This window comes from Bacillus sp. FSL R12-0074 (assembly GCF_038005725.1).
Taxonomy (GTDB): Bacteria; Bacillota; Bacilli; order Bacillales; family Bacillaceae_G; genus Bacillus_A; species Bacillus_A mycoides.
The window spans coordinates 2,150,374-2,173,997 of sequence record NZ_JBBOTR010000001.1; the positions used below are offsets into that span (position 1 = coordinate 2,150,374).

Sequence of the window (23,624 nt, forward strand, 5' to 3'; positions counted from 1 at the left end):
AAAAAGGAAGTTGGAATCATTCCAACTTCCTTTTTTGTATGAAGATAAATTAATCAGTTATTTTCCGCATAATCCATTCGATAGGTCCTCTAGAAAAGTTCCTTCGCCATAATACGCTAAATAAAATACTGAAAATGAAAAATGCAGTAGCAAATAATAAAACGAAAAGTAGTGTTTGATGTTCCATACGATTTAATACAATCAATGCGCCAATACCGATAAATACATGACTTACATAATGCGTTAATGTTAATTGTCCTGTTTGTATAATGGAAGTAACAAACCAATTATTTTCATATTTTTCAGCAATGTAGAGGCAAATTATTAATATAGCAATAGCAGATCCTGTAGCGGATGCGAAGTATAATATATTGGGTAAAATGGGTCCTGTGTTAAACAAAAATGTAGCTGCCTCTTTGCCGATGTATGGAATAAAGAAGTGTGTAAGTCCTTTTGATAAAAGTTCTGTCAGTATTGTGATTGTAATACTGAGTAAGAGTAATCTTTCTCTAATATTTTTATTATGAAGATCTAATCTGCCAATTATCATACCGATTAAGAAGAAAGAAAACCATGGGAAAATAGGGTGATAGCCATTAAAAAATAAGTTGCGAAGAAAACCTGTTAAGGTCCAAAAGTCTATATAGTTTATAAATGGGATTGTGCCTCCCCATCCTTCGAAGGCGTTGAAAGTAAGTTGGAGATATTGTGCAGCAAGTAAAATAATGATAGAAAGCCATATTAGTATAGTTCTTCGTACAGTAATTAGTAATGCAGCGATGAAAAGGTAAACGCCGTAGTAGTGTAAAATATCACCCGTCCATTCCATTACATACAATAATAATCCTAAAATAAATAAGAATAGTGATCGTTTCCAAATCAATATGCGGCTGGTATTGATTTTTATTTTCTCTTGGCTAGCAACAGATGATTTAGTCATTAAAGTTATGCCAATCCCAGCAAGTATAACAAACAAGGCAGAAGCTCTACCTTCAAAAAGTGTCATAAAGGTTTTTAACAGAGGAGGTCCATTTCCTTCCGCCCCTGTTATCACCATGAAATTAACTAGTAACATTCCAAACATTGCCCACGCTCTAGCAAAATCTAAGCCGATAATGCGCTTTTTTGTATTCACTTCAATCCCTGCTTTCAAAAATGCTATTTACAGCTTCAATCCATATTTGTTTATAATCCATATCTAAATGTAACATCATAAAATTCCCAATATTATCAAGAACTAATGCTAACATATGAGCTTTTGAAACTAGATTTTTATTTTGAATGAGTTGAAGTTCATTTGCTTTTGTTAGGAGTGATTCAAATCCGTTTAAATATTCTGTTTGTACAGTTAGTAATCGATCTTTGTACATATCGTTTCTTGAAGATAGTAATACATATTCTTGTAATACACGATTAAAATAAGGATCTTTCTGTTGTTCGTCTATCATTTTAAAGCCAATTTCAACACAGTTCTCAATGAAATTCTCTTTCGTAAATTCTTCTGTATGAAAGAATGAGGAGAACTGCATCGCTGCACATAATTCATTAAAAATACTTTCAATTAATGCATCTTTAGATTTAAAGTAATAATAAATAGATGGCTTGGCAATACCAACTTCTTCAGCAATCATTGTATAGGTCGTTTTGGCAATGCCGTGACCGGCAAATAGTCGATAACTTGCTTCGACTATGGAAGAGAGTGTTTCTTCACTTTTGCTCATGATAAGTCCTCCTAATAAAAAAGGTTACATAAATCGTATCATTCATTAATATTATTTTCAACCTATCGTTAGGTAAAAAATAACTTATTTTTTTACACATTACTTTAAAAAGCATAAGGTAAAGAAATTTACAAAAGAAATATATTTCTACAGTATTTTTCTCGTTTTACACATAAATATTGAGAAAATTTCACTTACCCAAAATGTAAAGGTAATAGAATTGTTTGTATAGAATTACTCGTAGATTCACTTTATTTCGTTACTTGTGGACAGGAATAGCCTTATAGGAATGGGGTAAAGTTTTCAATTTATTAGGGGGAGTGGTTTTATGTTAAACAAAAAAATGGTGGCAATGGCAATGACTGTGCCATTAGTAATGGGGACAATTTCTACTGTTTCAGCACTGGAAAAACAACAGCAAGTAAAGCTAGAAGCTTATTCACCACAGAAAAAAGCAATTGAATATTTAAAAGGACATGCTACGGAATATGGATTGAAGGCAGACCTTTCAGACTTGCAATATATTTCTACAACAGAAACATCAGTAGCTTCATATGTTAGATTCCAACAAGTGGTCAATGGTGCGCCTGTATTTTCAAAACAAATTACAGTTACTCTTAACGGAGAGGGAAAAGGCTTACTTGCGGTTTCTGATTATCAGCCTGTTACAGGTGTGAAGGAAGTTACGAAAAAAATTAGTGAAAAAGATGCAGAACAAAAATCGATGGCGTATGTTGGAGGAGAAAGTGAGCAAAACTTATGGGCTCCTACAGAAAAAGAATTCGGATATATTGTTGAAGAGGGAGTCGCTATTCCTGTATATAAAGTGGTAGTCCATTCTAATAATCCATTCGGTGCATGGGAAACATTCATTGATGCGGAAAATGGAAAGTTAATTAAAAAAGTTGATATAAACCGAAAAGCAGAAGGAACAGGAAAAGTATTTTTACCTAACCCTGTCGTATCTAGTGGAAGTTTAGCAGGGTTAAAAGATAATAATGATGCAGATTCAACAGCATTAACGAATCAATTGAAAACTGTTACGTTAAAAGGTTTAGATGGTACAGGATTTTTAATTGGTGAGTATGTTACGATTTCTTCAAAAGCGAAGACGAAATCTACAAGCTTACAATTTAACTATACACGTGCAAATGATAGTTTTGAAGATGTTATGTCATATTATCATATTGATACATTACAGCGTTACATTCAAGGATTAGGCTTTCAAAATATTAATAAACGTTCGATTAAAGTGAATGTAAATGGTACAACTGACGATAATTCATTCTATTCTCCATCAACGAAAGCTTTAACTTTCGGTACTGGCGGAGTAGATGATGCAGAAGATGCTGGCATTATTGCGCATGAATATGGTCATTCTATTCAAGATAATCAAGTGCCAGGCTTCGGAAGTTCACCAGAAGGTGGAGCGATGGGAGAAGGATTTGGAGACTTCTTAGGTGCTACTTATGAAGATGCAGTATCGACAACAGGATACGGGAAAGCATGTATTGGAGAATGGGATGCGGCTGCTTATTCTAGTTCAGATCCGACGTGCTTACGCCGATTAGATACGAATAAAGTATACCCGAAAGATATAACGAATGAAGTGCATAATGATGGGGAAATTTGGGCTCAAGGTCAATACGAAATGGCGCAATCTTTTGGACGTGATGTAGCAACAAAAATTATTTTACAATCACATTGGTCATTAACGCCAAATGCGAAATTCCGTGATGGAGCGAAAGCGATTAAGCAAGCAGATGCTCTTTTATACGGCGGACAACATGCCGCGGAAATCGATCGAATTTGGACAGCGAGAGGAATTAGTACGAATTAATATAAAAAGTCGTGGCGTTTAAAAGCCACGACTTTTTTATTTGCTTAAGAACTGGTACTGGAAAATTTATTGGTAGCGGTAATAATATACATATACCGATAAGTTCACTTTACTGCTTCTTTAAAAACAAAATGCTCTTTAAATTTTCTAGATTCAACTTTTTGACCGTTTCTCATGGAGCGGAAAGGATGTTCTTGCCACGTAATGATCACGTCAACCTTATCAGATTTTGTAGAAACTGGAAAATTAGCGTGTTCAAATCCAGTTTTTCCGCCCGCTAAACGACTTTCTTTTAGGGAAAAGAGTTCATATTTTGTTTTCATATTTGGTTCATTCCGAAAAACTTCAACTTGTACATTATACACTTCACTTTTTCCAAGATTTTTTACAGAGAAATGATATGTTTGAAATGCACCTTTTTTTGGTTGTAACAATTTTTCACTCGTTCTTTTTACTTCATCAATATTTACTTGCCATTGATCAGAATTTTGAGAGATTGGTAAAGATTTTGGTGAATAGGCATATGCTTCATTAACTACAACTAAGCATAATAGTAGGAGAAAGAAACTAATTGTTTTTTTCATATGTACACCTCCGATAAAACTTTAATAATAATATGCGTGGGAAACGTGTGATTTATGTAATAAAATGGAAAAAAGTTCGATTGAAAGAATTTGAGAAGGATAAAACATTTCTAAGCTGTCAAATGATAATTGTATAGAGTTCAATGTTCATGTTACATATCTTTAGAAGGGGTCTGGTTAGTGAGAAATCGCAATATTTTTCTAAAAGGGCTTGCGTTTTATAAAATGAAGAGATAGAATACTCTGTAAATATAAAAAGTGATGATTAGGAAAAGTACATGATGCAGGGGTCTACAGAGAGCAATCGGTTGCTGGGAAGATTGCGATACCGCATGATGGAAAGACACCTGTGAGTGTTGCTTTGAACGTGATAATTAGTAAAAGCAAACGGTACCTACCGTTATCAGGGCTAAGATGGTCATTATGACAATTTGGGTGGTACCGCGGAAAAATCCGTCCCTATTTATAGGGGCGGATTTTTGTATTCTTTGAAAGGAGGTGAGTGACCGTGGATGATGACGACGACGACAACAACAATAACGTAAATAAAAATAAAATTAATGGAGGGAAATATAATGGATCAAATAATGAAGCGTTCACTCACACGAGAATGTACGGAACATGGCGGGAAGGTTGTATTACTACAAGGATGGGTAAAAAAGATTCGTCATCTAGGGAATGTTAGTTTTTTATTATTAAGGGACCGAACGGGAGTTATTCAATGTGTATTAGAAAACGAGTTAGCCGGATACAAAGTTGATGTTGAAAGTGTGGTCCAAATAATTGGAGAAATAGTAGAGACACCGAAAACAGAATTAGGTGTTGAAGTACTTGCATATGAAGTGGAAGTACTAAATGGAGCAGAATCACTCCCATTTGAAATAAATAAAAAAAAGTTACAAGTTGGCCTAGATCAACTGTTGAATGAGCGAGTATTATCGTTAAGGCATGAGCGAATCGCGGCGATATTTAAAGTGAAATCTATACTCGTTCAGAGCTTTAGTGAATTTCTGATAGAGAACGATTTCACACGTATATTTACTCCGAAAATTGTTTCGCAGGGGGCAGAAGGAGGTGCGAATGTTTTTAAACTTCCATATTTCCAAAAAGAAGCGTATTTAGCTCAATCACCACAGTTTTATAAACAAATGATGGTAGCCGGAGGACTCGAACGTGTTTTTGAAATTGCTCCTGTGTACCGGGCTGAACATCATAACTCTTCAAGACATTTAAATGAATATATATCATTAGATGTAGAACTTGGATTTATTCATGATTTTCATGAAGTAATGCAATTAGAAACAGATATTTTACGATATATGTTTCAACAATTAGCAAAAAACTGTGAAAAAGAATTACGGCTACTACAAATAGAAGTACCTGTCATTACAGAAATTCCTAAAATCACATTGGCAGAAGCGCAAGAAATTTTGAAAATGAAGTATCGGAAAGAATCTCCTGAAGGGGATTTAGATACAGAAGGTGAAAAGTTATTAGGGAAATATGTGAAGGAAACATATAATAGTGAATTTGTATTCATTACACATTATCCGAAAGAAGCGCGACCGATGTATACGATACCGAATAAAGAAAATCCAACTATTACTGATTCATTCGACCTATTATATAAAGGATTAGAAATTACATCAGGTGCACAGCGAATTCATAACTATGACATGTTACTTGCTTCTTTTAAAGAAAAAGGATTACATCCAGAGAAATTTCAATCTTATTTAAATACATTCCGATACGGTTGTCCACCACATGGTGGTTTTGGGATAGGATTAGAAAGGGTTGTATATAAACTTTTAGAGTTAACAAACGTCCGAGAGGCGAGTGCTTTTCCGAGAGATTGTACACGTCTTATACCATAAAAAAGCATCTTCGCGATTATCGCGAAGATGCTTTTTTACTGTTCTTTCATTTTTACATTGAAAGTTTATAAAAATCCTTTTCGACAAAAAAATAATATATCCCTTGACAGTTATAAATATAACCGATATACTTCATATTAATTTCAAAAGAAAATATATTCTAAATATTAAAATGTGTTGAATAGGAGTAGTAAGGTCATGTATTTGTACAGAGAGCTATGGGTTGGTGCGACATAGTCAAATGACATCCTGAACTCGCCTAGGAGCAGTAAGGTGGAACGGAATCACATTCTTAGTAAATCTTAACGGTTAACCTTCGATATTAGGTTTGTAATCAAACGATTACTACTAAGGTGGATTCATAATGGAATCAATAAGGGTGGTACCGCGTTAAGTAAATGGCTTAGCGTCTCTTTATATAAAGAGATGCTGGGCCATTTTTTATTTTATAGAAAAAGAAATGGAGGGTTTATTTGGATTGATTAATAATATTTATTTATTAATATAAAATGATTTTAATGGGAGGAAAATAGGATGAAACAGACGGAGCAATGGACTTCGAAATTAGGTTTTATAATGGCAGCAGCAGGATCAGCAATTGGACTTGGCGCAATATGGAAATTTCCTTATATCGCTGGGAAGAGCGGGGGAGGAGCATTCTTTTTAATTTTTATATTATTTACTGTATTAATTGGACTACCGCTACTTATAGCTGAATTTATGATTGGACGCAGTACACAGAAACAAGCAGTTGGAGCATTTAAAAGTATCGCACCAAATACAGGATGGCACTGGATTGGACGTCTTGGCGTTGGAACTTGTTTTATATTACTTTCATTTTATAGTGTTGTAGGTGGATGGGTACTAATTTATTTATTCAGAGGAGTAACTGGACAACTTATTACTCCGGGACAAAATTACGGTTCGTTATTTACTGAAACAATTGGAAATCCGCTTTGGGCTATTACTGGACATTTCGCTTTTATGTTCATTACGATATGGGTTGTATCAAAAGGTGTACAGAATGGAATTGAAAAAGCAAGTAAATATATGCTACCAGCATTGTTCGTTTTATTTGTCGCTCTTATTATTCGTTCATTAACACTGGATAATGCGATGCAAGGCGTGAAGTTTTTCTTACAACCAGATTTCTCGAAGATTACTTCAGAAAGTATTTTATTCGCAATGGGCCAATCATTCTTTGCGATTAGTATAGGGATTTCGATTATGGTCACGTATAGCTCGTATTTAAATAAAAAAGAAAGTTTACCAAAATCAGCAATAACAATTGTTGGATTGAATTTATTCGTCTCTTTATTTGCAGGTCTTGCCATTTTTCCAGCAGTATTTTCGTTAGGCATGGAGCCGACAGAAGGGCCAGGCTTACTATTTATCGTATTACCATCTGTATTTAGTCAAATTCCATTAGGAGGATTGTTCTTAACGGTATTTCTTGCGCTATTTACATTTGCGACATTAACATCGGCATTTTCTCTACTAGAGACGGTAGTTTCAGCATTAGCAAATGGTGAACAAGAAAGAAGAGCTAAACTATCATGGATCATCGGGTTCTGCATTTTCCTAGCAGGTATACCATCTGCCTTATCATTTGGAGTATGGAGTGATATTACGATTTTTGGGAAGAATATTTTTGATGCAGTAGACTTCTTATCTAGTAATATATTAATGCCGCTGGGAGCATTATTTATTAGTATTTTCGTATCATTCAAGATGGAAAAGAAAGTGTTAGAAGCTGAATTTTTTGTAGGTGGAAATTACGGAAAGATAATATTTACTATCTGGGCATTTTTACTTCGATTTGTAGCACCACTTGCAATAATTATTGTCTTTTTAAATGTAATAGGGATTATTTAATATTAAATGTTATAATATTCGGTAAAAAAGAAGGTGATGATCATAAAAACGAATTTGATTGAAGTTGGGAAATATATGAACATTAGAGGGAAAAAGCTATACGTTGAAACACATGGAAGTCCTAAAAATAAACCAGTATTATTTTTACACGGTGGTCCAGGTGAAAGCTGTTATGATTTTTCATTTCATCAAGCGGAACGATTAAAAGATTCCTTATATGTAATTATGATAGATCAAAGAGGGGTTTGTCGGTCAGAAGTAATTACCGAAGAAGAAACTTTTGGACTATGTGATTTAATTGAAGACTGTGAAGAACTAAGAAAAGTATTACAAATTGAGAAATGGTCTGTAATCGGGCACTCTTTCGGTGGATATGTAGCATTGTTATATGCAAGGGCGTATCCAAATTCAATAGAGAAAATAATATTTGAAGGTCCGACTTTCGATTTTGCATTAACAAGTAGGGCTCTATTACAAAAGACAGGAACGTTATTAAAAAAGTATGGAAAAGAAGCGGCAGCAGAAGACTGCTTTGCTTATTTATCTAATAATGCTAGTTCAGAAGAGTTGTTAGAAGCTTATATAAGATTAAGTGCTGAATTAGAAGAAAAAAGAATGGAGATTTACAATTATAAAAAAGATGAGACAGACGATAGTTTATATAGTGATGAAGAGTGGGAAGTATTTTCAAATCGCTCCAAAATCCATTTTGATAGATTAAAATCAGAGGGAGCATGTCATACGTCATTATTATCTAAAATAAAAGATATACAAAATCCAATGTTATTAATTGTAGGAAAACATGATGTAGTAACGTGTGAAAAACAAATTGAAATATTTAATAAAGATGCTCAAAATGGGGAGCATATCATATTCGAAGAGAGTGGCCATACACCACATTATGAGGAAGCTGATCGATTTGCTGAAACAGTCATTCATTTTTTGAACTAAAAAAGAAAGAGCGCTTCGTATAATGCGAAGCGCTCTATTTTAAATTTCTGGATAAGTAATTGTAATATTAGGCCATTTACTTTGCCATTTCTTTTGATTAACTCTTTTGTTGTACATATGTATTCGTTCTTTCGTTTCAAGAAAATGAGGTGTAGGTTTCACTTGTAATGAAAGTACATCTTCTATTCCGCATGGGGATGTTAATATGACTTTGTTTTGTTCGTCCAAAGAAACACCAAGAGCGGTTGCTGTTTCAGGAAATTTAGAAATAGCATCAACAGAAGAAGAGTATGGCGGCATTCCATTCACTACATGCATGCGAGTTTGATTTTTTACTGACCAAGGGATAGAGGCATCCATATTCGTCAGCTTCTGTTCTAATGATTGTTCGTATACCTCATCTTTATTTAATGGATCATAATAAATGACATCGACATCTGGCGTAGCCGTTCTTACTTCGTAGTTATGTAAGGTATCCCAAATTTTAGAACGGACAAACCCGGCACAAATCCACCAATCAGGTAGCTCTAGTGATTTTGCCATTTGTAATACATTCATCATCCACGGATCATTTTGGATCAATTGAATAATATCTTGTTCGGTTTTAATAGTCATTTGATAGTACACCTACTTTTTTTAGAGAGTGAATTAATTCATAAGCTTAATAATCCATGTAATCCAGTAAGCACCTGGTATGAATAATAGTTGCGCTAATAATGTACCGAGAAGTCTAGAAATCATGAGCCAACCATACATCTTACTCATTGCTTCAGCACCTTCTTCTGATTGAAGAGCCCGTTCTGTTAAAAGAGCGATACGTGGATCTAGTAAAACTGTTAATGAAATAGTAGCAAAACCATTAACAAGACCAGAAGCTGTAGTAGCCTTTGTTGCATAAGTCGGATTTAAAAAAGAAGCATATAGTGCGGAAAGAACACCAGCTGTATAAATGGCAGTGGCAAACATATTAATAAGCATAATTCGCTTCGGAATTCCGCCAATACGCATTCGATGAATCATCTCAAACTTTGGAAAGCGTACATATTTTTGTGTGTACTTTAATTTTTGAATGTTATTCGTCTTCATCATTCGAATGAATGAACCATCTGTTTCAAAGTTTTGAATGACGTATCCAAATAGCTTTGTCAAAGTTGGATAGAGTATAATCGCGAGCAATGTACCGACAGAAGCAGATAATAGAACGAGCCGTATAATATGCTCTAAATCAATAGAAGAATCTAGCTTTGCTTCATCGACAATACCACCAATTAAAAAAGCTTGTAGTAAGTTAGATGTTCTTGAAATAAGTAGTACCATTCCTACGATGGATAAGGCAACGACAATCTTTTTTAAACGGACACCAGCTAATCGAATACTATAATTAGACAATTTTAGCATGAAAAATTTGTAATAAAGTAAAACTTTAATTAGTGAAAGTTTTGTCCATCCGGCACTGATTATCAGCCCTCACCAATCGGGCTGTTACGAGCAGTTGATATCCCGCCTAGCTTCTGCACATTTGCTGAATTTTAAGGTGGGAGTCTTACTGCCCGCAAATAGCGGGATAAAAAGAGGAGGAATGTCATGAAATAAAAGGGTTCGAAATACGAGTAAAAGTTCGACGTTAAAAGATTGAATTTTCAGTTTAAAAGGAGGGTTATAATTGGAGCTAGTTATTATTTTATTAGCACTTAGTTTACTCATGTTTGTAGCATATAAAGGATTTTCTGTAATATTATTCGCACCGATTTTTGCATTATTTGCGGTATTTTTGACAGAGCCTAGTTTTGTATTACCTTTCTTTTCAAATATTTTTATGGAGAAAATGGTAGGATTTATTAAATTATATTTCCCTGTGTTTTTACTTGGAGCAATATTTGGGAGAGTAGTAGAAATGTCAGGAATCGCTGATTCCATCGCAAAGACGATTGTAGAGTTAGTTGGAGAAAAACGTACAATTTTAGCCATCGTTTTAATGGGAGCTATTTTAACGTATAGCGGTGTTAGTGTGTATGTAGTGGTGTTCGCTATATTTCCTTTTGCGGCTAAGTTGTTTCGACAAGCGGATATTCCAAAACGTTTAATCCCTGGCACAATCGTTCTTGGAGCAGCGACATTTACAATGGATGCGCTTCCTGGATCACCACAAATTCAAAATGTAATACCTACAACTTTTTTTAAAACTGATATTTATGCAGCACCGATACTTGGTATTTTAGGAGCAATTTTTGTTTTAACGTTAGGTTTACTTTATTTAGAGAGTAAGCGTAAGAAGGCAAAAGCAGCAGGAGAAGGATATTTTGGTTTTAACGATGGAAATTCTGAAATGGCAGCATCTTTGCAATTAGAACAAAAAGATATGCCGATATTAAGCAGTATTGAAATTACAAGAGTACAGCAAGTAATTGCGTTTGTACCACTTATTTTAGTAGGTGTAATGAATAAAGTTTTCACAATCATGATACCAAAGTGGTATCCAGATGGTTTTGATTTCTCAGCTATTGGTATGAAAGCATTTGGAAAAGTTGAATTAAGTGCGGTAGTTGGGATTTGGTCTGTAGAATTGGCACTTATTATAGGGATTTTATCAACGCTTTTATTATATTGGAAACGAGTAGTAACTGGATTTCAAGCTGGATTGAATACAAGTATTGGTGGAGCGCTACTTGCAACAATGAATACAGGCGCGGAGTTTGGATTTGGTGGTGTTATTGCAGCACTTCCAGGCTTTGCAATTATGAGAGATAGCATCTCTGCAACTTTCACGAATCCATTAGTAAATGGGGCAGTAACGACGAATATTTTAGCTGGAATTACAGGTTCAGCATCAGGCGGAATGGGAATTGTGTTAAGTGCGATGGGGGATAAATTTATTGCAGCGGCCAATCAATATGATATTCCATTAGAAGTTATGCACCGCATTGTATCAATGGCATCAGGCGGAATGGATACATTACCACATAATGGTGCAATTATTACTATTCTAACGGTAACAGGATTAACACATAAACAGTCATATAAAGATATATTTGCTATTACAATTTTGAAAACGATTGCTGTATTTGCAGTCATCGCATTCTATACTTTAACAGGGATCTATTAATACTAGTTAATATACGAAAAGAAAATATTTATTAGATTGATATTTTACATAATAAAATATTTATTGTAACTACTCAGTTACTCTATGAAAAACCGGCAGAAAAGTTTTTTAGTTGGTCGAGAGAGGAACTGGCTATGTATAGGAGCGGTCAGGGTCTTTCCAAGCGCAAAGTTTTAAAACAAAGAAGGTAGCAAGGGGTAGGTCCATTTATATATTCATGGCAGTAATCTATATGCTGAAAAATGAAAAAACTTTCTATAGTTAATAAGGAGCTTATTTTAGCTGGAATAATACTCTTTATCAAACTTCTGAATGAAATGCATGGCTGAGTAGTTGCAAATATTTATTATAGATAGAAGGGGTGGAGTACTTGCAAGAAGTTGCTGAGTTTCGTATGCCGAAGTCTGTATTATATGGAAGAAATTCGTTTGAAAAACTAGGGGATCAATCAAGAAAGTTAGGGAAAAGGGCTTTTATTGTCAGTGATACAATTATGGAGAGTTTCGGTTATGTTGAAAGATGTGTGGATCACTTAAATGCGAAAGGGATTACTGTTATTACGTACAATGAAGTAAACACTGAGCCTACAAATTTACACGTATTGGAAGCGTTATCTATTTGTAAAGAAGGAAAATGCGATTTTATCATAGGTATTGGAGGAGGAAGCTGTATTGATGCTGCGAAAGCAGTAGCAGTGTTATATACAAATGGTGGAGAAATTGAAGATTACGTCCAAAAGGATATAGAAATAGAATACAATCCACTACCGCTAATCGCAATCCCGACGACTTCTGGTACTGGATCGGAAGTAACAAGTGTAGCAGTAATTACAAATAAAAAAACAGATGTGAAAATGATGATAAAACATCCAAGCTTTATCCCTCATGTTGCTATAATAGACCCGATTTTTACAAGTTCGGTACCACCTCATATTACTGCAGCAACGGGAGTAGATGCATTATGCCATGCAATTGAAGCTTATATTTCTAAAGTTTCACAACCTCTTACAGATGTTCTTGCTCTTTCAGCTATTGAAAGCATTATGAAATATTTACGTATCGCATATGAAGATGGAGATAATATGGAAGCAAGGGAAGCAATGATGATTGCTTCATTACAAGCTGGGATTGCTTTTTCAAATGCATCTGTTACATTAGTGCATGGTATGTCCCGTCCAGTGGGAGCATTATTCCATGTACCACATGGAATATCGAATGCAATACTATTACCTACAGTTTTAGAGTTTACAAAAATGAGTGCAATAAAAAGGTTAGCAGAAGTAGGACGTAGTTTAAACCAAGATTTGTATTCTCATTCTGATGAAGAAGTAGCGAACTACACGATTGCTGAAATTAAGAAACTTTGTTTTGATCTTCGTATTCCTAATTTAAGAGAATACGGAATTGACGAAGTTGAATTTGAAAATGCTATTTCTAAAATGGCGAAAGATGCAATTGCAAGTGGTAGCCCAGGAAATAATCCACGAGTTCCTTCTTATGATGAAATCAAACAGGTGTATCGAGAGTGTTTTAATTATCAATATGAAGATTCTATAAAAACATCAGAGTTTTAATTTCAGAATATTATAATAAAATTTCCTTGGAAATAGTTAAAACAAGACTTTATATTATAAATTTAAAGTCTTGTTTTATTGTGTATAATATACATAATAAAATATTGTTATTAGTTTTATAAAAATAGTTTAGGTAGGTGTTTACTATGAAAACGATAGGTCTTATAGGTGGTATGAGTTGGGAATCAACTTCAGAATATTATCGAATTTTAAATGAAGAAATAAAAAGTAGATTAGGTGGATTACATTCAGCAAAATGTCTGATTAATAGTGTGAATTTTGAAGAGATTGAACGATTCCAGTCTAGCGGAGATTGGGATAGAGCAGGAGAAGTATTAGGGAATACGGCGTATTCATTGCAGAAAGGAGGAGCAGACTTTATAATCATTTGCACAAATACAATGCATAAAGTAGTTGAGAAAATAAAGGAGAATATTAACATTCCAGTATTACATATTGCGGATGCAACTGCAAAAGAAATAAATAGAAAAGGTATTCAATCGGTTGGTCTGCTTGGAACAAAATATACGATGGAGCAAGATTTCTATAAATCACGTATAGAAGAGAATGATATAAAAGTAATAGTACCATTAGGAAAAGATAGAGAAAAAATAAATGAAGTAATATACAAAGAATTATGTTTAGGAAAGATAACATCTCAATCTAGAGAGTATTATAAAAGAGTTATAGAAGAGTTAGTGCAAAAAGGGGCGCAAGGAATAATATTAGGGTGTACAGAAATAGGGTTATTAATAAAGCAGGAAGACATATCAGTTCCGATATTTGATACAACGCATATACATGCGATTGAAGCAGTCAATTTCGCTTTAGATAATAGATTGTAATTATATTATGTAAACTTAGCTCATTTGTCTGGAAAACATTCAGAAAATATTTTATAATGTAAGTGGTTACATTTAAGGGGGAATGCGGATGTTTTCAGTTCAGCCAATCGCATTTGTACATAATGAAAGAAAGGAAATAAAAGATGATGAGTGGGGAGAAGTAAGATCTTATATTACTTTAACTGATATGTATACAGAGGAAAGTATACAAGGGATTGAAGATTTTTCTCATATTGAAGTTTTCTTTTATTTTCATAAAGTAACTGATGAACAAATTCAATATTTTGCTAGACATCCTAGAAATAATAATGATTATCCTAAAGTAGGCATTTTTGCACAGCGCGGGAAAAATCGTCCGAATCGTATAGGAGCTACAATTGTAAAGGTGATCAAAAGAGAAGGTAAATCAATTATTGTTGAGGGGTTAGATGCTATTGATGGCACCCCTATATTGGATATAAAGCCGATAATGAAAGAGTTTATGCCGAAAGAAGAAATTCTACAGCCTAAATGGGTAACAGATATTATGAAACAATATTGGAAGGGGAATAAAACAAAATGAGAATATATGAGGCAACAATTGCAGATTTAGATGGACTAGCATCTGTTTTTAATAACTATCGCGTATTTTATCGACAAGATTCCGATATTGAAGGAGCAAAAGTATTTTTACGAAATCGAATCGAGAGAAAAGAATCCATTATTTTCGTGGCAGTTGAAGATGGAGAATATATCGGATTCACGCAACTATATCCATCATTTTCTTCTATTTCGATGAAAGAGTTATGGATTTTAAATGACCTGTTTGTACAAAAGGCGAAGCGCGGAGCCGGAACAGGTAAAAAATTGTTAGAAGCTGCTAAAGAATTCGCCTTAGAAAATGGCGCAAAAGGTGTGAAATTACAAACAGAGATTGATAATTTATCAGCTCAGCGATTATACGCTGAAAATGGATATTTAAGAGATAATCGTTATTTCCATTATGAATTAACTTTTTGAAATATATATAGTTAAATGAGACGTTTTCAAAGTGAAGACGTCTCATTTAATTTTTTATTGATGATTTAAAATCCAATTTGTAGCATCTTCAAAGTTTTTTGCGATGTAATTTGGTTCAATATGTGCCCATTTATCTCGGAACGTATGTAAAGCATCATATCCAGCACCAGTTTGAACTAATATAGTCGTCGCATTTACTTTTGCCCCAGCAACAATATCTGTCCAGCGATCACCGATTACAGCGCATTTTGTTAAATCAAGCCCATGTTTTTCCGCTGCTTGCAGGAGCATACCTGTGCTCGGTTTGCGGCATTCACATCCGCCACCATGTTTATGAGGACATAGATAAATATCATCAAAACCAAACCTTTTTAATTCTTGCACAAAGTCATTCGCAGTTGCTTTTCCATCCGCGATACCTGGTTGATTCGTAAAAGAGAATAGTTTAATATTTTGAGCTTTTAACTTTTGTAAAGATTCCTTTGTAAAAGGAAATAAAGTGAAAGAACCTGGATAATGTATTGTAGTATCACCGCCAATTGTTCCGTCACGATCAATAAATATTGCTTCAATGTTTGTCATAGTTATAGTCCTTTCTTCGTACCAGTAGTTTAAAAATATTTTACAAATCGATACCCATTTACTTCATAGCCCAATTTTTCATAGAAGGGGTGTGCTTCTTTGCGGTTCATTCCACTAACAAGCCAAGTACCAATACAGTCATGTTCTTTTGCTAATTGTTCTGCATAATCCATTAACACTTGTCCAATACCTTTTCGACGTATTGTAGAATCAACACTAATAATTGAAATCTCTCCATAACGAGTTACATCTTCTAAATTTTCACGTATACGAAATCCTAGTAATCCAAAAATAGTATTATCTTCCTCATATACATATAAAAAATCAAAAGGGCTCATTTGTACGAATTGCAATCGGTTGTTCATATCTTCATAGGAAATAGAGGAACCTTTTAATTCTTTTGTTAAAGAACAAAGTGCATCTATATCGTCTATCGTAGCTTCACGAATTTGAAAAGACATATTATCCACTCCAATAAAATGTAATCAAACATTAAGTATTCTGTTAAAAAGTATTTATTCCTGCTACGAAAATAAATATTTTATAATGATATATAGATAGTTATATGTTATTCTTTTCCTTGATTGTATTGGAAATGGAAAGAAGGGGAATGTATGTTAGAAGTGAATATCCGCTCTGCTGGATATGATATAGGGGAAAAGACAATTCATGATATTGCTTTTTCGATTGAACAAGGGGAATTAGTTGCTCTTATTGGCGCAAATGGTGCAGGAAAGAGTACGACAATTAAGTCGATACTCGGTCTACTTGTCAATATGGATGGTGAAATCTCGTTTGGTGAAAAGAAAAATCCATATGCTTATGTACCGGAGCACCCCACTTATTATGATTACTTAACTTTGTGGGAGCATATTGAATTGCTAATGGCTGCCCGTGGAAATGAAGTGGGAAATTGGGAGGACAAAGCAAGGGAATTATTACATACGTTTCGAATGGAAAAACATATACACGAATACATATCAAAATTTTCAAAAGGTATGAAACAAAAATCGATGCTAATATTAGCATTTTTAACAGAGCCAGATTTTTATATTATTGATGAGCCTTTTATCGGTTTAGATCCAGTAGCCACGAAAGACTTTTTGAATTATTTATATAAGGAAAAAGAGCGAGGAGCAGGTATATTACTTTGTACGCACGTGCTGGATACAGCTGAAAGAATTTGTGAAAGATTTTTACTCATTTCGCAAGGTACATTAGTAGCAGATGGGCATTTAGAGGCGATCCAATCGTTAGCAGAAATGCCAGGAAGTACACTGTTAGATTGTTTCGATGCAATTGTAAGGCGGGAACAAAATGATTAAACAACAGTTTAATAAAAGGTTACGTCATGAATTGCAAAGAAAATGGAAAGCGATTCGTTCTGTAACAGATTGGACAGTAGCATTATATATTATTATTCCAGCACTTATATTTGCGGGGATCTATTATCGTTCACTATGGATGAAAGAATTATCGATGGAAGAGACCATTTATTTTGGGTTAGGTTTACTTGCGTTTTATTTTGTCACATTTTCAAGAGGAGTTCGCTCATTTTTTGAACAAGCAGATAGTTTATTTTTAATTTCGTACCCAAATCATATGCGAAAATTAATGAAGCTTGGCATGATATATACGTTAATTCGGATTGCAATAACGAACGCAATTGTAGTGTTCATTATGCTGCCTATATTGATGAAAAGTACGGGAGCGACAATTATACAAATCGTACTGTTCTGGATGTTCTTTACTGTTTTTCGATTTATGCTATCGTTGTTGACGAGATTCATAAATGTACGTGTGGGGAAACGATGGGTTTTATTGATTATAAAAGATGTTATATTTTCTTTAAGTTTAGTCTATTTTGGAATCAGTGTATTTTTTATTTTTAAAAATCCATTGTATTTCATATTATTTACCGGCCTAGTAGCTGTACTTACTGTAGCCTTAGTAAAAGAAAAGATGAATTATAAAAAGTTCTTTTTTAAAGAAGTTGAGAAAGAAAAAGAAGAAAGTATGCGCTGGACTGTAGGGATTATGCAAGTTGGTGGTCATGCAGCTAAGCCAAGTAGTTCGAATAAAAAACCGTGGATGTTCCCTCGGTCTAAAAAGATATTAGGAAAAAATTTTGATTCGCGTATTGTAGAAGCTTTTTTAAAAGAATTTTTGCGTACAAGTAGTGCTTTAATGTTTTATGTTCAAATTGTATGTATAAGTACTGTAGGTATTATCGTGACTCCGCAGTGGATAACAGCTATTATTCTTGTATTTGCTATAGTTGCTATTTCTCGCTATGCGCGTGATTATTGGAATGAATTTACGAAGAAAATGTTTCTACATTTATATTGTGATGAAGGAGAATTACTATTATTAAGGTGGAAGGCGGATTGTTATTTGCTCCTTCCAGTCGTATTCATATACGGGACGGTCATCCTTTCTCAGTTTTATTTATTACCAGCAGTAATTATTGGGGTTATTTTTATAGTATTCATTGGTTGGATTGTATTTTTACCATAGAAAAAGAGCCGGAAATGGCTCTTTTTCTAGTCTGTAACACACTGATAAATAAAATATAATAAAAGAAGTATGCTTGCGGCGGAGTACACGACATCTAAAGTCATCTGATTGCCCCCTCATTGTTGTTGTATTTATAGTGTATGAAATCTTACAATTTCATATTCAAGTGAAAAATATGTGAACGTTAACAAAATTGTAAAGTGCAAAAATTACAATCATTTTGTATAATAGAAGAAACAACCGTTATATAAAATATAATGAGTGAAAGGGGAGGGAACATAAATGCCAAATTGGTTTAGAAAAACCTTAGTCGCATTAATTACCGTATTTACGTTTGGTTTAGTGACGCCTCCTTCCATATTACTTGATAATGCCAAAGCTGCGGACAAGCCTACGAGCACAGCTGGGCAACAAAATTTGGAGAGTACGTCCTATACATATGAAGAAACAAATGATAGGTTAACCACCGATACTTTTGTTAACTATGCGATGCAAGAAGCAGAGAAGCAATCTATGCAAAAATTCGGCTCTAAAATTGGGCCTGTAATTGAAGATGAATTTAAAGATGTTGTATTACCTAAAATTGAAGAGGCAATTGCGGAACTCGCAAATGATGTGCCAGAAGAATCTTTGCAATCATTAGCGATTTCTCAAAGACCGGCTGGCGGAAATAATGAAAAGATTTTTCATGTTTATGACACGAAATCAGGAAATGACTTACTGCGATTTCATGTGAGGAGAGATCATCCACCGCAAGATGGATATTATTTTAATTTCCACTATCATCGTTTTGATGATGGATATTCAGGACACCATGAGTTAGGAAATATTTATTGGAATACGAATGTACCGCCGAAATGGTTGTCTTAAAAAGAACGAGAGAAAATCTTGTTCTTTTTTTATGTTGATAAAAGGGTAAACTATGTTGTTGAATAATATAGGTTTAGGAAAAAAAGAAAAGGGAGTAGGGGAATGCAAAAATACATTGTTTTTGACTTTGATGGCACATTAGTAGATTCACAAAATATATTTGTACCGATTTATAATCAACTTGCTGAAAAGCATGGATATAAGACAGTGAGTGAGGAAGAAATTGAGCCTTTACGAAAATTGACTATTTCTGAAAGGTGTAAAAAACTCGATGTACCACTTTATAAACTTCCTATATTGGCGTTAGAGTTTTATAAATTATATCAACCTACCATAAAAGATCTCGTTTTATTCGATGGGATGAAAGATGTATTAGATGAACTACATAAAAAAGGCTACGGGATTGCGATTATATCTTCGAACTCAGAAGAGCATATTAGGGCATTTTTACATAGTAATGGCATAGAAAATATTCAAGAAGTGTATTGTTCTAAAAATTTGTTTGGTAAAGATAAAATGATTAAAAGATTTTTAAAGTCGAAAAAGCTAACAGAACAAGATATGTTGTATGTCGGTGATGAACAACGTGATATTGCAGCTTGTAAAAAAGCTGGTGTGAATGTCATTTGGGTTTCTTGGGGGTATGACGTAATTGAGACAGTAAAAGGAGACGCGCCAGATTATATGGTTAATACGCCAGGGGAAATTGTGCAAGTAGTACAGGCGGCACATTCTTAATATAAATAAACTTTGAGCAGGTATTCATCATATTGAATTTTAGGTAGCAAAGTTTCTTACTGGCAATAAGGTGAAGGTTATACGTGGTCCAATTGAAATGAATCATTATTCGGATGTTACTATACAATAGACTTTTATGACCCGAAGGGCTTTATTGTAGAGGTTGCGAATACAGAAATGTAAGGAGAATAGACATGAAGATAATTACAACGTGGAAAAACAATATACAAATAGTAAAAGATGCTGCAAATATTGAAGAAATCTCTAAAGGTTTCTCTCCTGATAAAAAATATATTATTACGACTACTGATGATGAAAAATATTTATTACGGACAGGTGATATAAAAGAGTATGATAGGAAAAAAATAGAGTTTCAAATTTTAAATGAAATGGTAAAACGTAACGTGCAGGCTCAAAGACCAATTGAACTCGGTATATTGGAGGAAGAAGATTTATGTTATAGTATTTTTTCATATTTAGAAGGAGAAGATGCTAAGAAGCTATTGCCTACATATACGCCAAGAGAACAATATGATATTGGTATAGCAGCAGGAAAAGACTTAGCAAAAATGCATACACATGAAGCTCCTAAGGATATACTCCCATGGTATGAAAGAGCAATGAAAAAACATCGAAAATATGTAGAGGCGTATAAAACATGCGGAATACAAATTAAAAATGATGATAAAATCATAAAGTTTATAGATGAAAATGAAATGTATGTAAAGAACCGCCCAAATCGATTTCAACACGATGATTTTCATTTAGAAAATATAATTGTACGTGATGCGAAATATGTAGGTGTTGTTGATTTTAATGGCTACGACTGGGGCGACCCACTTCATGATTTCGTAAAAATAGCACTATTTGCAAGAGACATTAGTATCCCGTATTCAATCGGACAAATAGAAGGATACTTTAATGGGAGAATACCAGAGGAGTTTTGGAAATTATATGCGGTTTACGTTGGCATGACGTTTTTTTCTTCAGTTGTCTGGAGTTTACGAGCAGCACCGCATATGTTAGATGATACGTTAGAACGTCTTACTATAGTTTTAGAGGATCATAAAAACTTTGAATTATCAAAGCCAATCTGGTTTGATAGTGAAATGATGAATAAAAAATAAGGATAGCAGGTGGGAAATCTCACACCTGCTATTTGTAAATAACTCATGAGACGGTCTCTTTACATACTATGTATGTAGTTTTTTTATGAAGGAATGAAAACCTTGACGTCTACTTTATCCCGCTATTTGCCGGGCAGTAAAACTCCCACCTCAAAATTCGGCTTGAGCAAAGAAGTTAGGTGGGAGTCGGGCTGCCCGTAAACGCTCGATTGGTGAAGGCTAATAATCAGTGGGGATGAACAAAACCCCCACTGATTAAAGTTTCACTTTATAATATAAAAAGGGGGTGGACTATTGAAAATCAGGCAAGGTAAATATGAAGAAATAAAAGTACGCGATAGAATTCCAGGAATGGTTGAATATATAGAGGGTACGATGTTACCTACTGGTTTTCACTATTATATTCCTCCTCACTGGCATAGAAGTATTGAAATTAGCCTAGTCGTATATGGAGAGGTTTTCTTGTATGTGAATGGGCAAAAAAAGAAAGTATCCGCTGGCGAATTTATTTTTGTGAATAGTGGCGATGTTCATGAATTCGAAAAAGTTAAAAATACAAGTTGTGCAGTAATGATGTTAATTATTTCTTATGAATTTCTTAAAGAGGTAAATGGAGATTTTGATAAATATAGATTTAATATAAAAGAATCAGTTGTTCAGAAAACTAACCTCCAGCAAATATTTTATGAATTAAAGGAGTTAGTCACAAATTCTGATGATTTAAGTTACATAACAATTAATAGTTTAATTTATGAAATTGTTTATATTCTATTGCGATATTGCAAAGATGGAGAGAGTATAGACAATAATTATCAACTTGGAAATAAACAGAAAGAAATGATTACGTATATTTATAAACATTATGATGAAGAACTTAAACTGAAAGATGTAGCTAAACATTTTTTTGTAAGTGAAGAACATTTTTCCCGTATGTTCAAAAAATTGTTCGGATCAAATTTCACCACTTTTTTAACGAGATACAGGCTCTATAAAGCGTATGAAGATATTATTAATAGTACAAATTCTATACAAGATATAGCAGTGAAACACGGATTTCCAAATGTAAAATCATTTATTTCACAGTTTAAAGAAAAATACGGATATACACCATTACAGTATAGGAAAAATATCATATCAAAAAATGACAATAATCGAATCAAATAGGAACAACAATAAAAAAACGTTTCATGTTACATTTTGTACATGGAACGTTTTTTATTTAGTAATAGTAAATGAAGTGAGATTCAATAGAGATTTATCTAATCTGAAGAAATGAAAGCGTTTAAAATAAGGGAGGATGAATACTAGATGACTAGAAAATATGACTTAAACCTATTAGAAAAAATTCAAGAAAAACAAGAAATCATTAATGTACACGGGGCGAAAGTTTTAGTAAAAAACATACCAGATTGTGATGAAAAAGGAGCGATGGATCCACGTCTTTATAAGGACACGAAGGTTCAAATGAATGTAATGAGGTTTATGCCTAAAAATATGATGAAAATGGACGCTTCTGAAAAATCGGTAAGGAATATGCGAAAACAATTTAATGGAATTAAGAGTGTTCCAATTGTCACTAAAGACGTTAATATTACGCATAAAACAGTGAAAGCGGAAGATGGATATGATATTCCGATAAGAATTTATAACAGTGTTTCTAAACAAGAGAATGCGCCAGTTTTATACTTTATTCATGGTGGTGGATTTATGGCAGGATCACCAGATGTAGTAGAAGAACTTGTGAAATTGATAGTAGAAAAAACAGATATACTAGCCGTTTCTGTGGATTATCGATTAGCTCCGGAAAATCCTTTTCCAACTGGGCATACAGATTGCTACACTACTTTAAAGTGGATTTATGAAAATGCTGAAATACTAGGCGGTGATAAGAATAATATCTTTGTTGCTGGTGATAGTGCAGGAGGGAACTTAACACAGTATTGTACAACTAAAGATATGGAAGATGGTAGGAAGTACGTGAAGGGACAGTTGCTTCTGTATCCTACACTTAATATGTGTGACTATGAAGATGAATTTTATTCTTGGAGTATAGATAAATATGAAATTGCTCCTAAGTATAAAAAAGGATTAGAAAAAATGCTTAATATAATGCATTCAATGGTTGGAGGTATGTCAGAAGTACTTCGTACGAAAGAAATTCATTCGAAGTATTTAAGTCCATATGTTGATGTATCCCCAGACTATCCAAGTACATTTATTACGGTAGGAGAGCATGATTTTTTAATGATAGAATGTTTAGCGTATGCAGCTAAATTGACTAAAAAAGGAGTGGATACTGAAACAGTCCTTTATCGTGGTTTAGGGCACGCTTATGGAGATAATGTAGGTGTTTATCCCCAAAGTGAAGATTTAGCAATTGAGATGGGGAATTTTATATTAAAGCATAGTGGAAAGTAGGAGAAAT

The 23,624-nt window shown here is 33.9% G+C and carries 23 protein-coding genes, 1 pseudogene and 2 other annotated features; of the genes and pseudogenes, 17 read left to right on the plus strand and 7 right to left on the minus strand.

Going from position 1 to position 23,624, the window contains the following annotated elements; translation table 11 throughout:
* Positions 1-49: 49 nt before the first annotated feature.
* Both NSS97_RS11300 and NSS97_RS11305 read right to left on the minus strand, forming a co-directional pair.
* The gene (locus NSS97_RS11300) at positions 50-1,135 is read right to left on the minus strand and encodes a heparan-alpha-glucosaminide N-acetyltransferase domain-containing protein (RefSeq protein WP_131929260.1); all 1,086 of its coding nucleotides are present in this window, start codon (positions 1,133-1,135) and stop codon (positions 50-52) included.
* Position 1,136: 1 nt separating this feature from the next.
* The gene (locus tag NSS97_RS11305; protein ID WP_107887447.1) at positions 1,137-1,721 is read right to left on the minus strand and encodes a TetR family transcriptional regulator; all 585 of its coding nucleotides are present in this window, start codon (positions 1,719-1,721) and stop codon (positions 1,137-1,139) included.
* A 328-nt stretch (positions 1,722-2,049) separates the two neighbouring features.
* On the opposite strand from NSS97_RS11305, the gene NSS97_RS11310 reads away from it, so the two are divergent.
* Positions 2,050-3,561 (plus strand): M36 family metallopeptidase, encoded by a 1,512-nt coding sequence (locus NSS97_RS11310; protein ID WP_044441963.1) that lies wholly within the window; start codon positions 2,050-2,052, stop codon positions 3,559-3,561.
* A gap of 104 nt (positions 3,562-3,665) precedes the next feature.
* Here NSS97_RS11310 and NSS97_RS11315 read toward each other — a convergent pair whose 3' ends face one another.
* The gene (locus NSS97_RS11315; RefSeq protein ID WP_107887449.1) at positions 3,666-4,145 is read right to left on the minus strand and encodes a hypothetical protein; all 480 of its coding nucleotides are present in this window, start codon (positions 4,143-4,145) and stop codon (positions 3,666-3,668) included.
* Positions 4,146-4,397: 252 nt separating this feature from the next.
* Positions 4,398-4,609 (plus strand) — a binding site (T-box leader).
* A gap of 111 nt (positions 4,610-4,720) precedes the next feature.
* On the opposite strand from NSS97_RS11315, the gene aspS reads away from it, so the two are divergent.
* The 3 genes from aspS to NSS97_RS11330 all read left to right on the plus strand — a co-directional run bounded on the left by aspS (position 4,721) and on the right by NSS97_RS11330 (position 8,845).
* Positions 4,721-6,019 carry an aspartate--tRNA(Asn) ligase gene (gene aspS, locus NSS97_RS11320; protein ID WP_107887450.1) on the plus strand — a complete coding sequence of 433 codons (1,299 nt, stop codon included), beginning with the start codon at positions 4,721-4,723 and terminating at the stop codon, positions 6,017-6,019.
* Positions 6,020-6,187: 168 nt separating this feature from the next.
* Positions 6,188-6,436, plus strand: a binding site (T-box leader).
* 117 nt (positions 6,437-6,553) lie between these two features.
* On the plus strand, positions 6,554-7,894 hold the full coding sequence (locus NSS97_RS11325; protein WP_107887451.1) for a sodium-dependent transporter: 1,341 nt from the start codon (positions 6,554-6,556) through the stop codon (positions 7,892-7,894).
* 36 nt (positions 7,895-7,930) lie between these two features.
* Positions 7,931-8,845 (plus strand): alpha/beta fold hydrolase, encoded by a 915-nt coding sequence (locus NSS97_RS11330; RefSeq protein ID WP_107887452.1) that lies wholly within the window; start codon positions 7,931-7,933, stop codon positions 8,843-8,845.
* Between the two features lie 39 nt (positions 8,846-8,884).
* Here NSS97_RS11330 and NSS97_RS11335 read toward each other — a convergent pair whose 3' ends face one another.
* The gene (locus NSS97_RS11335; RefSeq protein WP_107887453.1) at positions 8,885-9,460 is read right to left on the minus strand and encodes a nucleotidyltransferase family protein; all 576 of its coding nucleotides are present in this window, start codon (positions 9,458-9,460) and stop codon (positions 8,885-8,887) included.
* Between the two features lie 33 nt (positions 9,461-9,493).
* Positions 9,494-10,243 carry a lipid II flippase family protein gene (locus NSS97_RS11340; protein WP_341112544.1) on the minus strand — a complete coding sequence of 250 codons (750 nt, stop codon included), beginning with the start codon at positions 10,241-10,243 and terminating at the stop codon, positions 9,494-9,496.
* Positions 10,244-10,508: 265 nt separating this feature from the next.
* Here NSS97_RS11340 and NSS97_RS11345 point away from each other — a divergent pair, with 265 nt between their 5' ends.
* The 5 genes from NSS97_RS11345 (at position 10,509) to NSS97_RS11365 (ending at position 15,365) form a co-directional block, all read left to right on the plus strand.
* Positions 10,509-11,948 (plus strand): GntT/GntP/DsdX family permease, encoded by a 1,440-nt coding sequence (locus NSS97_RS11345; RefSeq protein WP_107887456.1) that lies wholly within the window; start codon positions 10,509-10,511, stop codon positions 11,946-11,948.
* A gap of 370 nt (positions 11,949-12,318) precedes the next feature.
* Positions 12,319-13,521 carry an iron-containing alcohol dehydrogenase gene (locus NSS97_RS11350; RefSeq protein ID WP_107887457.1) on the plus strand — a complete coding sequence of 401 codons (1,203 nt, stop codon included), beginning with the start codon at positions 12,319-12,321 and terminating at the stop codon, positions 13,519-13,521.
* Positions 13,522-13,667: 146 nt separating this feature from the next.
* On the plus strand, positions 13,668-14,366 hold the full coding sequence (locus NSS97_RS11355) for an aspartate/glutamate racemase family protein (protein WP_341112550.1): 699 nt from the start codon (positions 13,668-13,670) through the stop codon (positions 14,364-14,366).
* Between the two features lie 88 nt (positions 14,367-14,454).
* Positions 14,455-14,928, plus strand: coding sequence for an SAM-dependent methyltransferase (locus tag NSS97_RS11360; RefSeq protein WP_107887458.1), 474 nt, complete (start codon positions 14,455-14,457; stop codon positions 14,926-14,928).
* Positions 14,925-15,365 (plus strand): GNAT family N-acetyltransferase, encoded by a 441-nt coding sequence (locus tag NSS97_RS11365; RefSeq protein WP_002085894.1) that lies wholly within the window; start codon positions 14,925-14,927, stop codon positions 15,363-15,365. Before NSS97_RS11360 ends, NSS97_RS11365 begins: the two co-directional genes overlap by 4 nt.
* A 54-nt stretch (positions 15,366-15,419) precedes the next feature.
* Here NSS97_RS11365 and NSS97_RS11370 read toward each other — a convergent pair whose 3' ends face one another.
* Complete coding sequence (locus NSS97_RS11370; RefSeq protein ID WP_002065170.1) at positions 15,420-15,947, minus strand: HAD-IIIA family hydrolase; 528 nt, start codon at positions 15,945-15,947, stop codon at positions 15,420-15,422.
* 29 nt (positions 15,948-15,976) lie between these two features.
* Positions 15,977-16,408: a GNAT family N-acetyltransferase gene (locus tag NSS97_RS11375; protein WP_107887459.1), complete on the minus strand. Its 432-nt coding sequence runs from the start codon at positions 16,406-16,408 to the stop codon at positions 15,977-15,979.
* Positions 16,409-16,561: 153 nt separating this feature from the next.
* Here NSS97_RS11375 and NSS97_RS11380 point away from each other — a divergent pair, with 153 nt between their 5' ends.
* From NSS97_RS11380 to NSS97_RS11410, 8 genes and pseudogenes are all read left to right on the plus strand, one after another.
* Positions 16,562-17,272, plus strand: a complete 711-nt coding sequence (locus tag NSS97_RS11380) for an ABC transporter ATP-binding protein (RefSeq protein WP_044441941.1) — start codon at positions 16,562-16,564, stop codon at positions 17,270-17,272.
* On the plus strand, positions 17,265-18,464 hold the full coding sequence (locus NSS97_RS11385) for an ABC transporter permease (protein ID WP_341112554.1): 1,200 nt from the start codon (positions 17,265-17,267) through the stop codon (positions 18,462-18,464). The genes NSS97_RS11380 and NSS97_RS11385 overlap by 8 nt, the downstream gene beginning before the upstream one ends.
* A gap of 282 nt (positions 18,465-18,746) precedes the next feature.
* Complete coding sequence (locus NSS97_RS11390; protein WP_002031682.1) at positions 18,747-19,334, plus strand: YpjP family protein; 588 nt, start codon at positions 18,747-18,749, stop codon at positions 19,332-19,334.
* Positions 19,335-19,436: 102 nt separating this feature from the next.
* Positions 19,437-20,072 carry an HAD family hydrolase gene (locus NSS97_RS11395; protein ID WP_044441935.1) on the plus strand — a complete coding sequence of 212 codons (636 nt, stop codon included), beginning with the start codon at positions 19,437-19,439 and terminating at the stop codon, positions 20,070-20,072.
* A 43-nt stretch (positions 20,073-20,115) separates the two neighbouring features.
* Positions 20,116-20,255: pseudogene (locus NSS97_RS30465) on the plus strand (VOC family protein); the annotation flags it as partial.
* Between the two features lie 11 nt (positions 20,256-20,266).
* Positions 20,267-21,199: an aminoglycoside phosphotransferase family protein gene (locus tag NSS97_RS11400; protein ID WP_341112556.1), complete on the plus strand. Its 933-nt coding sequence runs from the start codon at positions 20,267-20,269 to the stop codon at positions 21,197-21,199.
* Between the two features lie 294 nt (positions 21,200-21,493).
* The gene (locus tag NSS97_RS11405) at positions 21,494-22,363 is read left to right on the plus strand and encodes an AraC family transcriptional regulator (RefSeq protein ID WP_341112558.1); all 870 of its coding nucleotides are present in this window, start codon (positions 21,494-21,496) and stop codon (positions 22,361-22,363) included.
* Positions 22,364-22,507: 144 nt separating this feature from the next.
* Complete coding sequence (locus NSS97_RS11410) at positions 22,508-23,617, plus strand: alpha/beta hydrolase fold domain-containing protein (RefSeq protein WP_107887463.1); 1,110 nt, start codon at positions 22,508-22,510, stop codon at positions 23,615-23,617.
* Positions 23,618-23,624 lie beyond the last annotated feature (7 nt).

What these genes read in the sequence shown, in the direction of transcription:
- NSS97_RS11305 (WP_107887447.1), bottom strand. Translation starts at nt 1,721, where the DNA reads ATGAGCAAAAGTGAAGAAACACTCTCTTCCATAGTCGAAGCAAGTTAT.
- NSS97_RS11310 (WP_044441963.1), top strand. Translation starts at nt 2,050, where the DNA reads ATGTTAAACAAAAAAATGGTGGCAATGGCAATGACTGTGCCATTAGTA.
- NSS97_RS11315 (WP_107887449.1), bottom strand. Translation starts at nt 4,145, where the DNA reads ATGAAAAAAACAATTAGTTTCTTTCTCCTACTATTATGCTTAGTTGTA.
- aspS (WP_107887450.1), top strand. Translation starts at nt 4,721, where the DNA reads ATGGATCAAATAATGAAGCGTTCACTCACACGAGAATGTACGGAACAT.
- NSS97_RS11325 (WP_107887451.1), top strand. Translation starts at nt 6,554, where the DNA reads ATGAAACAGACGGAGCAATGGACTTCGAAATTAGGTTTTATAATGGCA.
- NSS97_RS11330 (WP_107887452.1), top strand. Translation starts at nt 7,931, where the DNA reads ATGATCATAAAAACGAATTTGATTGAAGTTGGGAAATATATGAACATT.
- NSS97_RS11335 (WP_107887453.1), bottom strand. Translation starts at nt 9,460, where the DNA reads ATGACTATTAAAACCGAACAAGATATTATTCAATTGATCCAAAATGAT.
- NSS97_RS11340 (WP_341112544.1), bottom strand. Translation starts at nt 10,243, where the DNA reads ATGCTAAAATTGTCTAATTATAGTATTCGATTAGCTGGTGTCCGTTTA.
- NSS97_RS11355 (WP_341112550.1), top strand. Translation starts at nt 13,668, where the DNA reads ATGAAAACGATAGGTCTTATAGGTGGTATGAGTTGGGAATCAACTTCA.
- NSS97_RS11360 (WP_107887458.1), top strand. Translation starts at nt 14,455, where the DNA reads ATGTTTTCAGTTCAGCCAATCGCATTTGTACATAATGAAAGAAAGGAA.
- NSS97_RS11365 (WP_002085894.1), top strand. Translation starts at nt 14,925, where the DNA reads ATGAGAATATATGAGGCAACAATTGCAGATTTAGATGGACTAGCATCT.
- NSS97_RS11370 (WP_002065170.1), bottom strand. Translation starts at nt 15,947, where the DNA reads ATGACAAACATTGAAGCAATATTTATTGATCGTGACGGAACAATTGGC.
- NSS97_RS11375 (WP_107887459.1), bottom strand. Translation starts at nt 16,408, where the DNA reads ATGTCTTTTCAAATTCGTGAAGCTACGATAGACGATATAGATGCACTT.
- NSS97_RS11380 (WP_044441941.1), top strand. Translation starts at nt 16,562, where the DNA reads ATGTTAGAAGTGAATATCCGCTCTGCTGGATATGATATAGGGGAAAAG.
- NSS97_RS11385 (WP_341112554.1), top strand. Translation starts at nt 17,265, where the DNA reads ATGATTAAACAACAGTTTAATAAAAGGTTACGTCATGAATTGCAAAGA.
- NSS97_RS11390 (WP_002031682.1), top strand. Translation starts at nt 18,747, where the DNA reads ATGCCAAATTGGTTTAGAAAAACCTTAGTCGCATTAATTACCGTATTT.
- NSS97_RS11395 (WP_044441935.1), top strand. Translation starts at nt 19,437, where the DNA reads ATGCAAAAATACATTGTTTTTGACTTTGATGGCACATTAGTAGATTCA.
- NSS97_RS11400 (WP_341112556.1), top strand. Translation starts at nt 20,267, where the DNA reads ATGAAGATAATTACAACGTGGAAAAACAATATACAAATAGTAAAAGAT.
- NSS97_RS11410 (WP_107887463.1), top strand. Translation starts at nt 22,508, where the DNA reads ATGACTAGAAAATATGACTTAAACCTATTAGAAAAAATTCAAGAAAAA.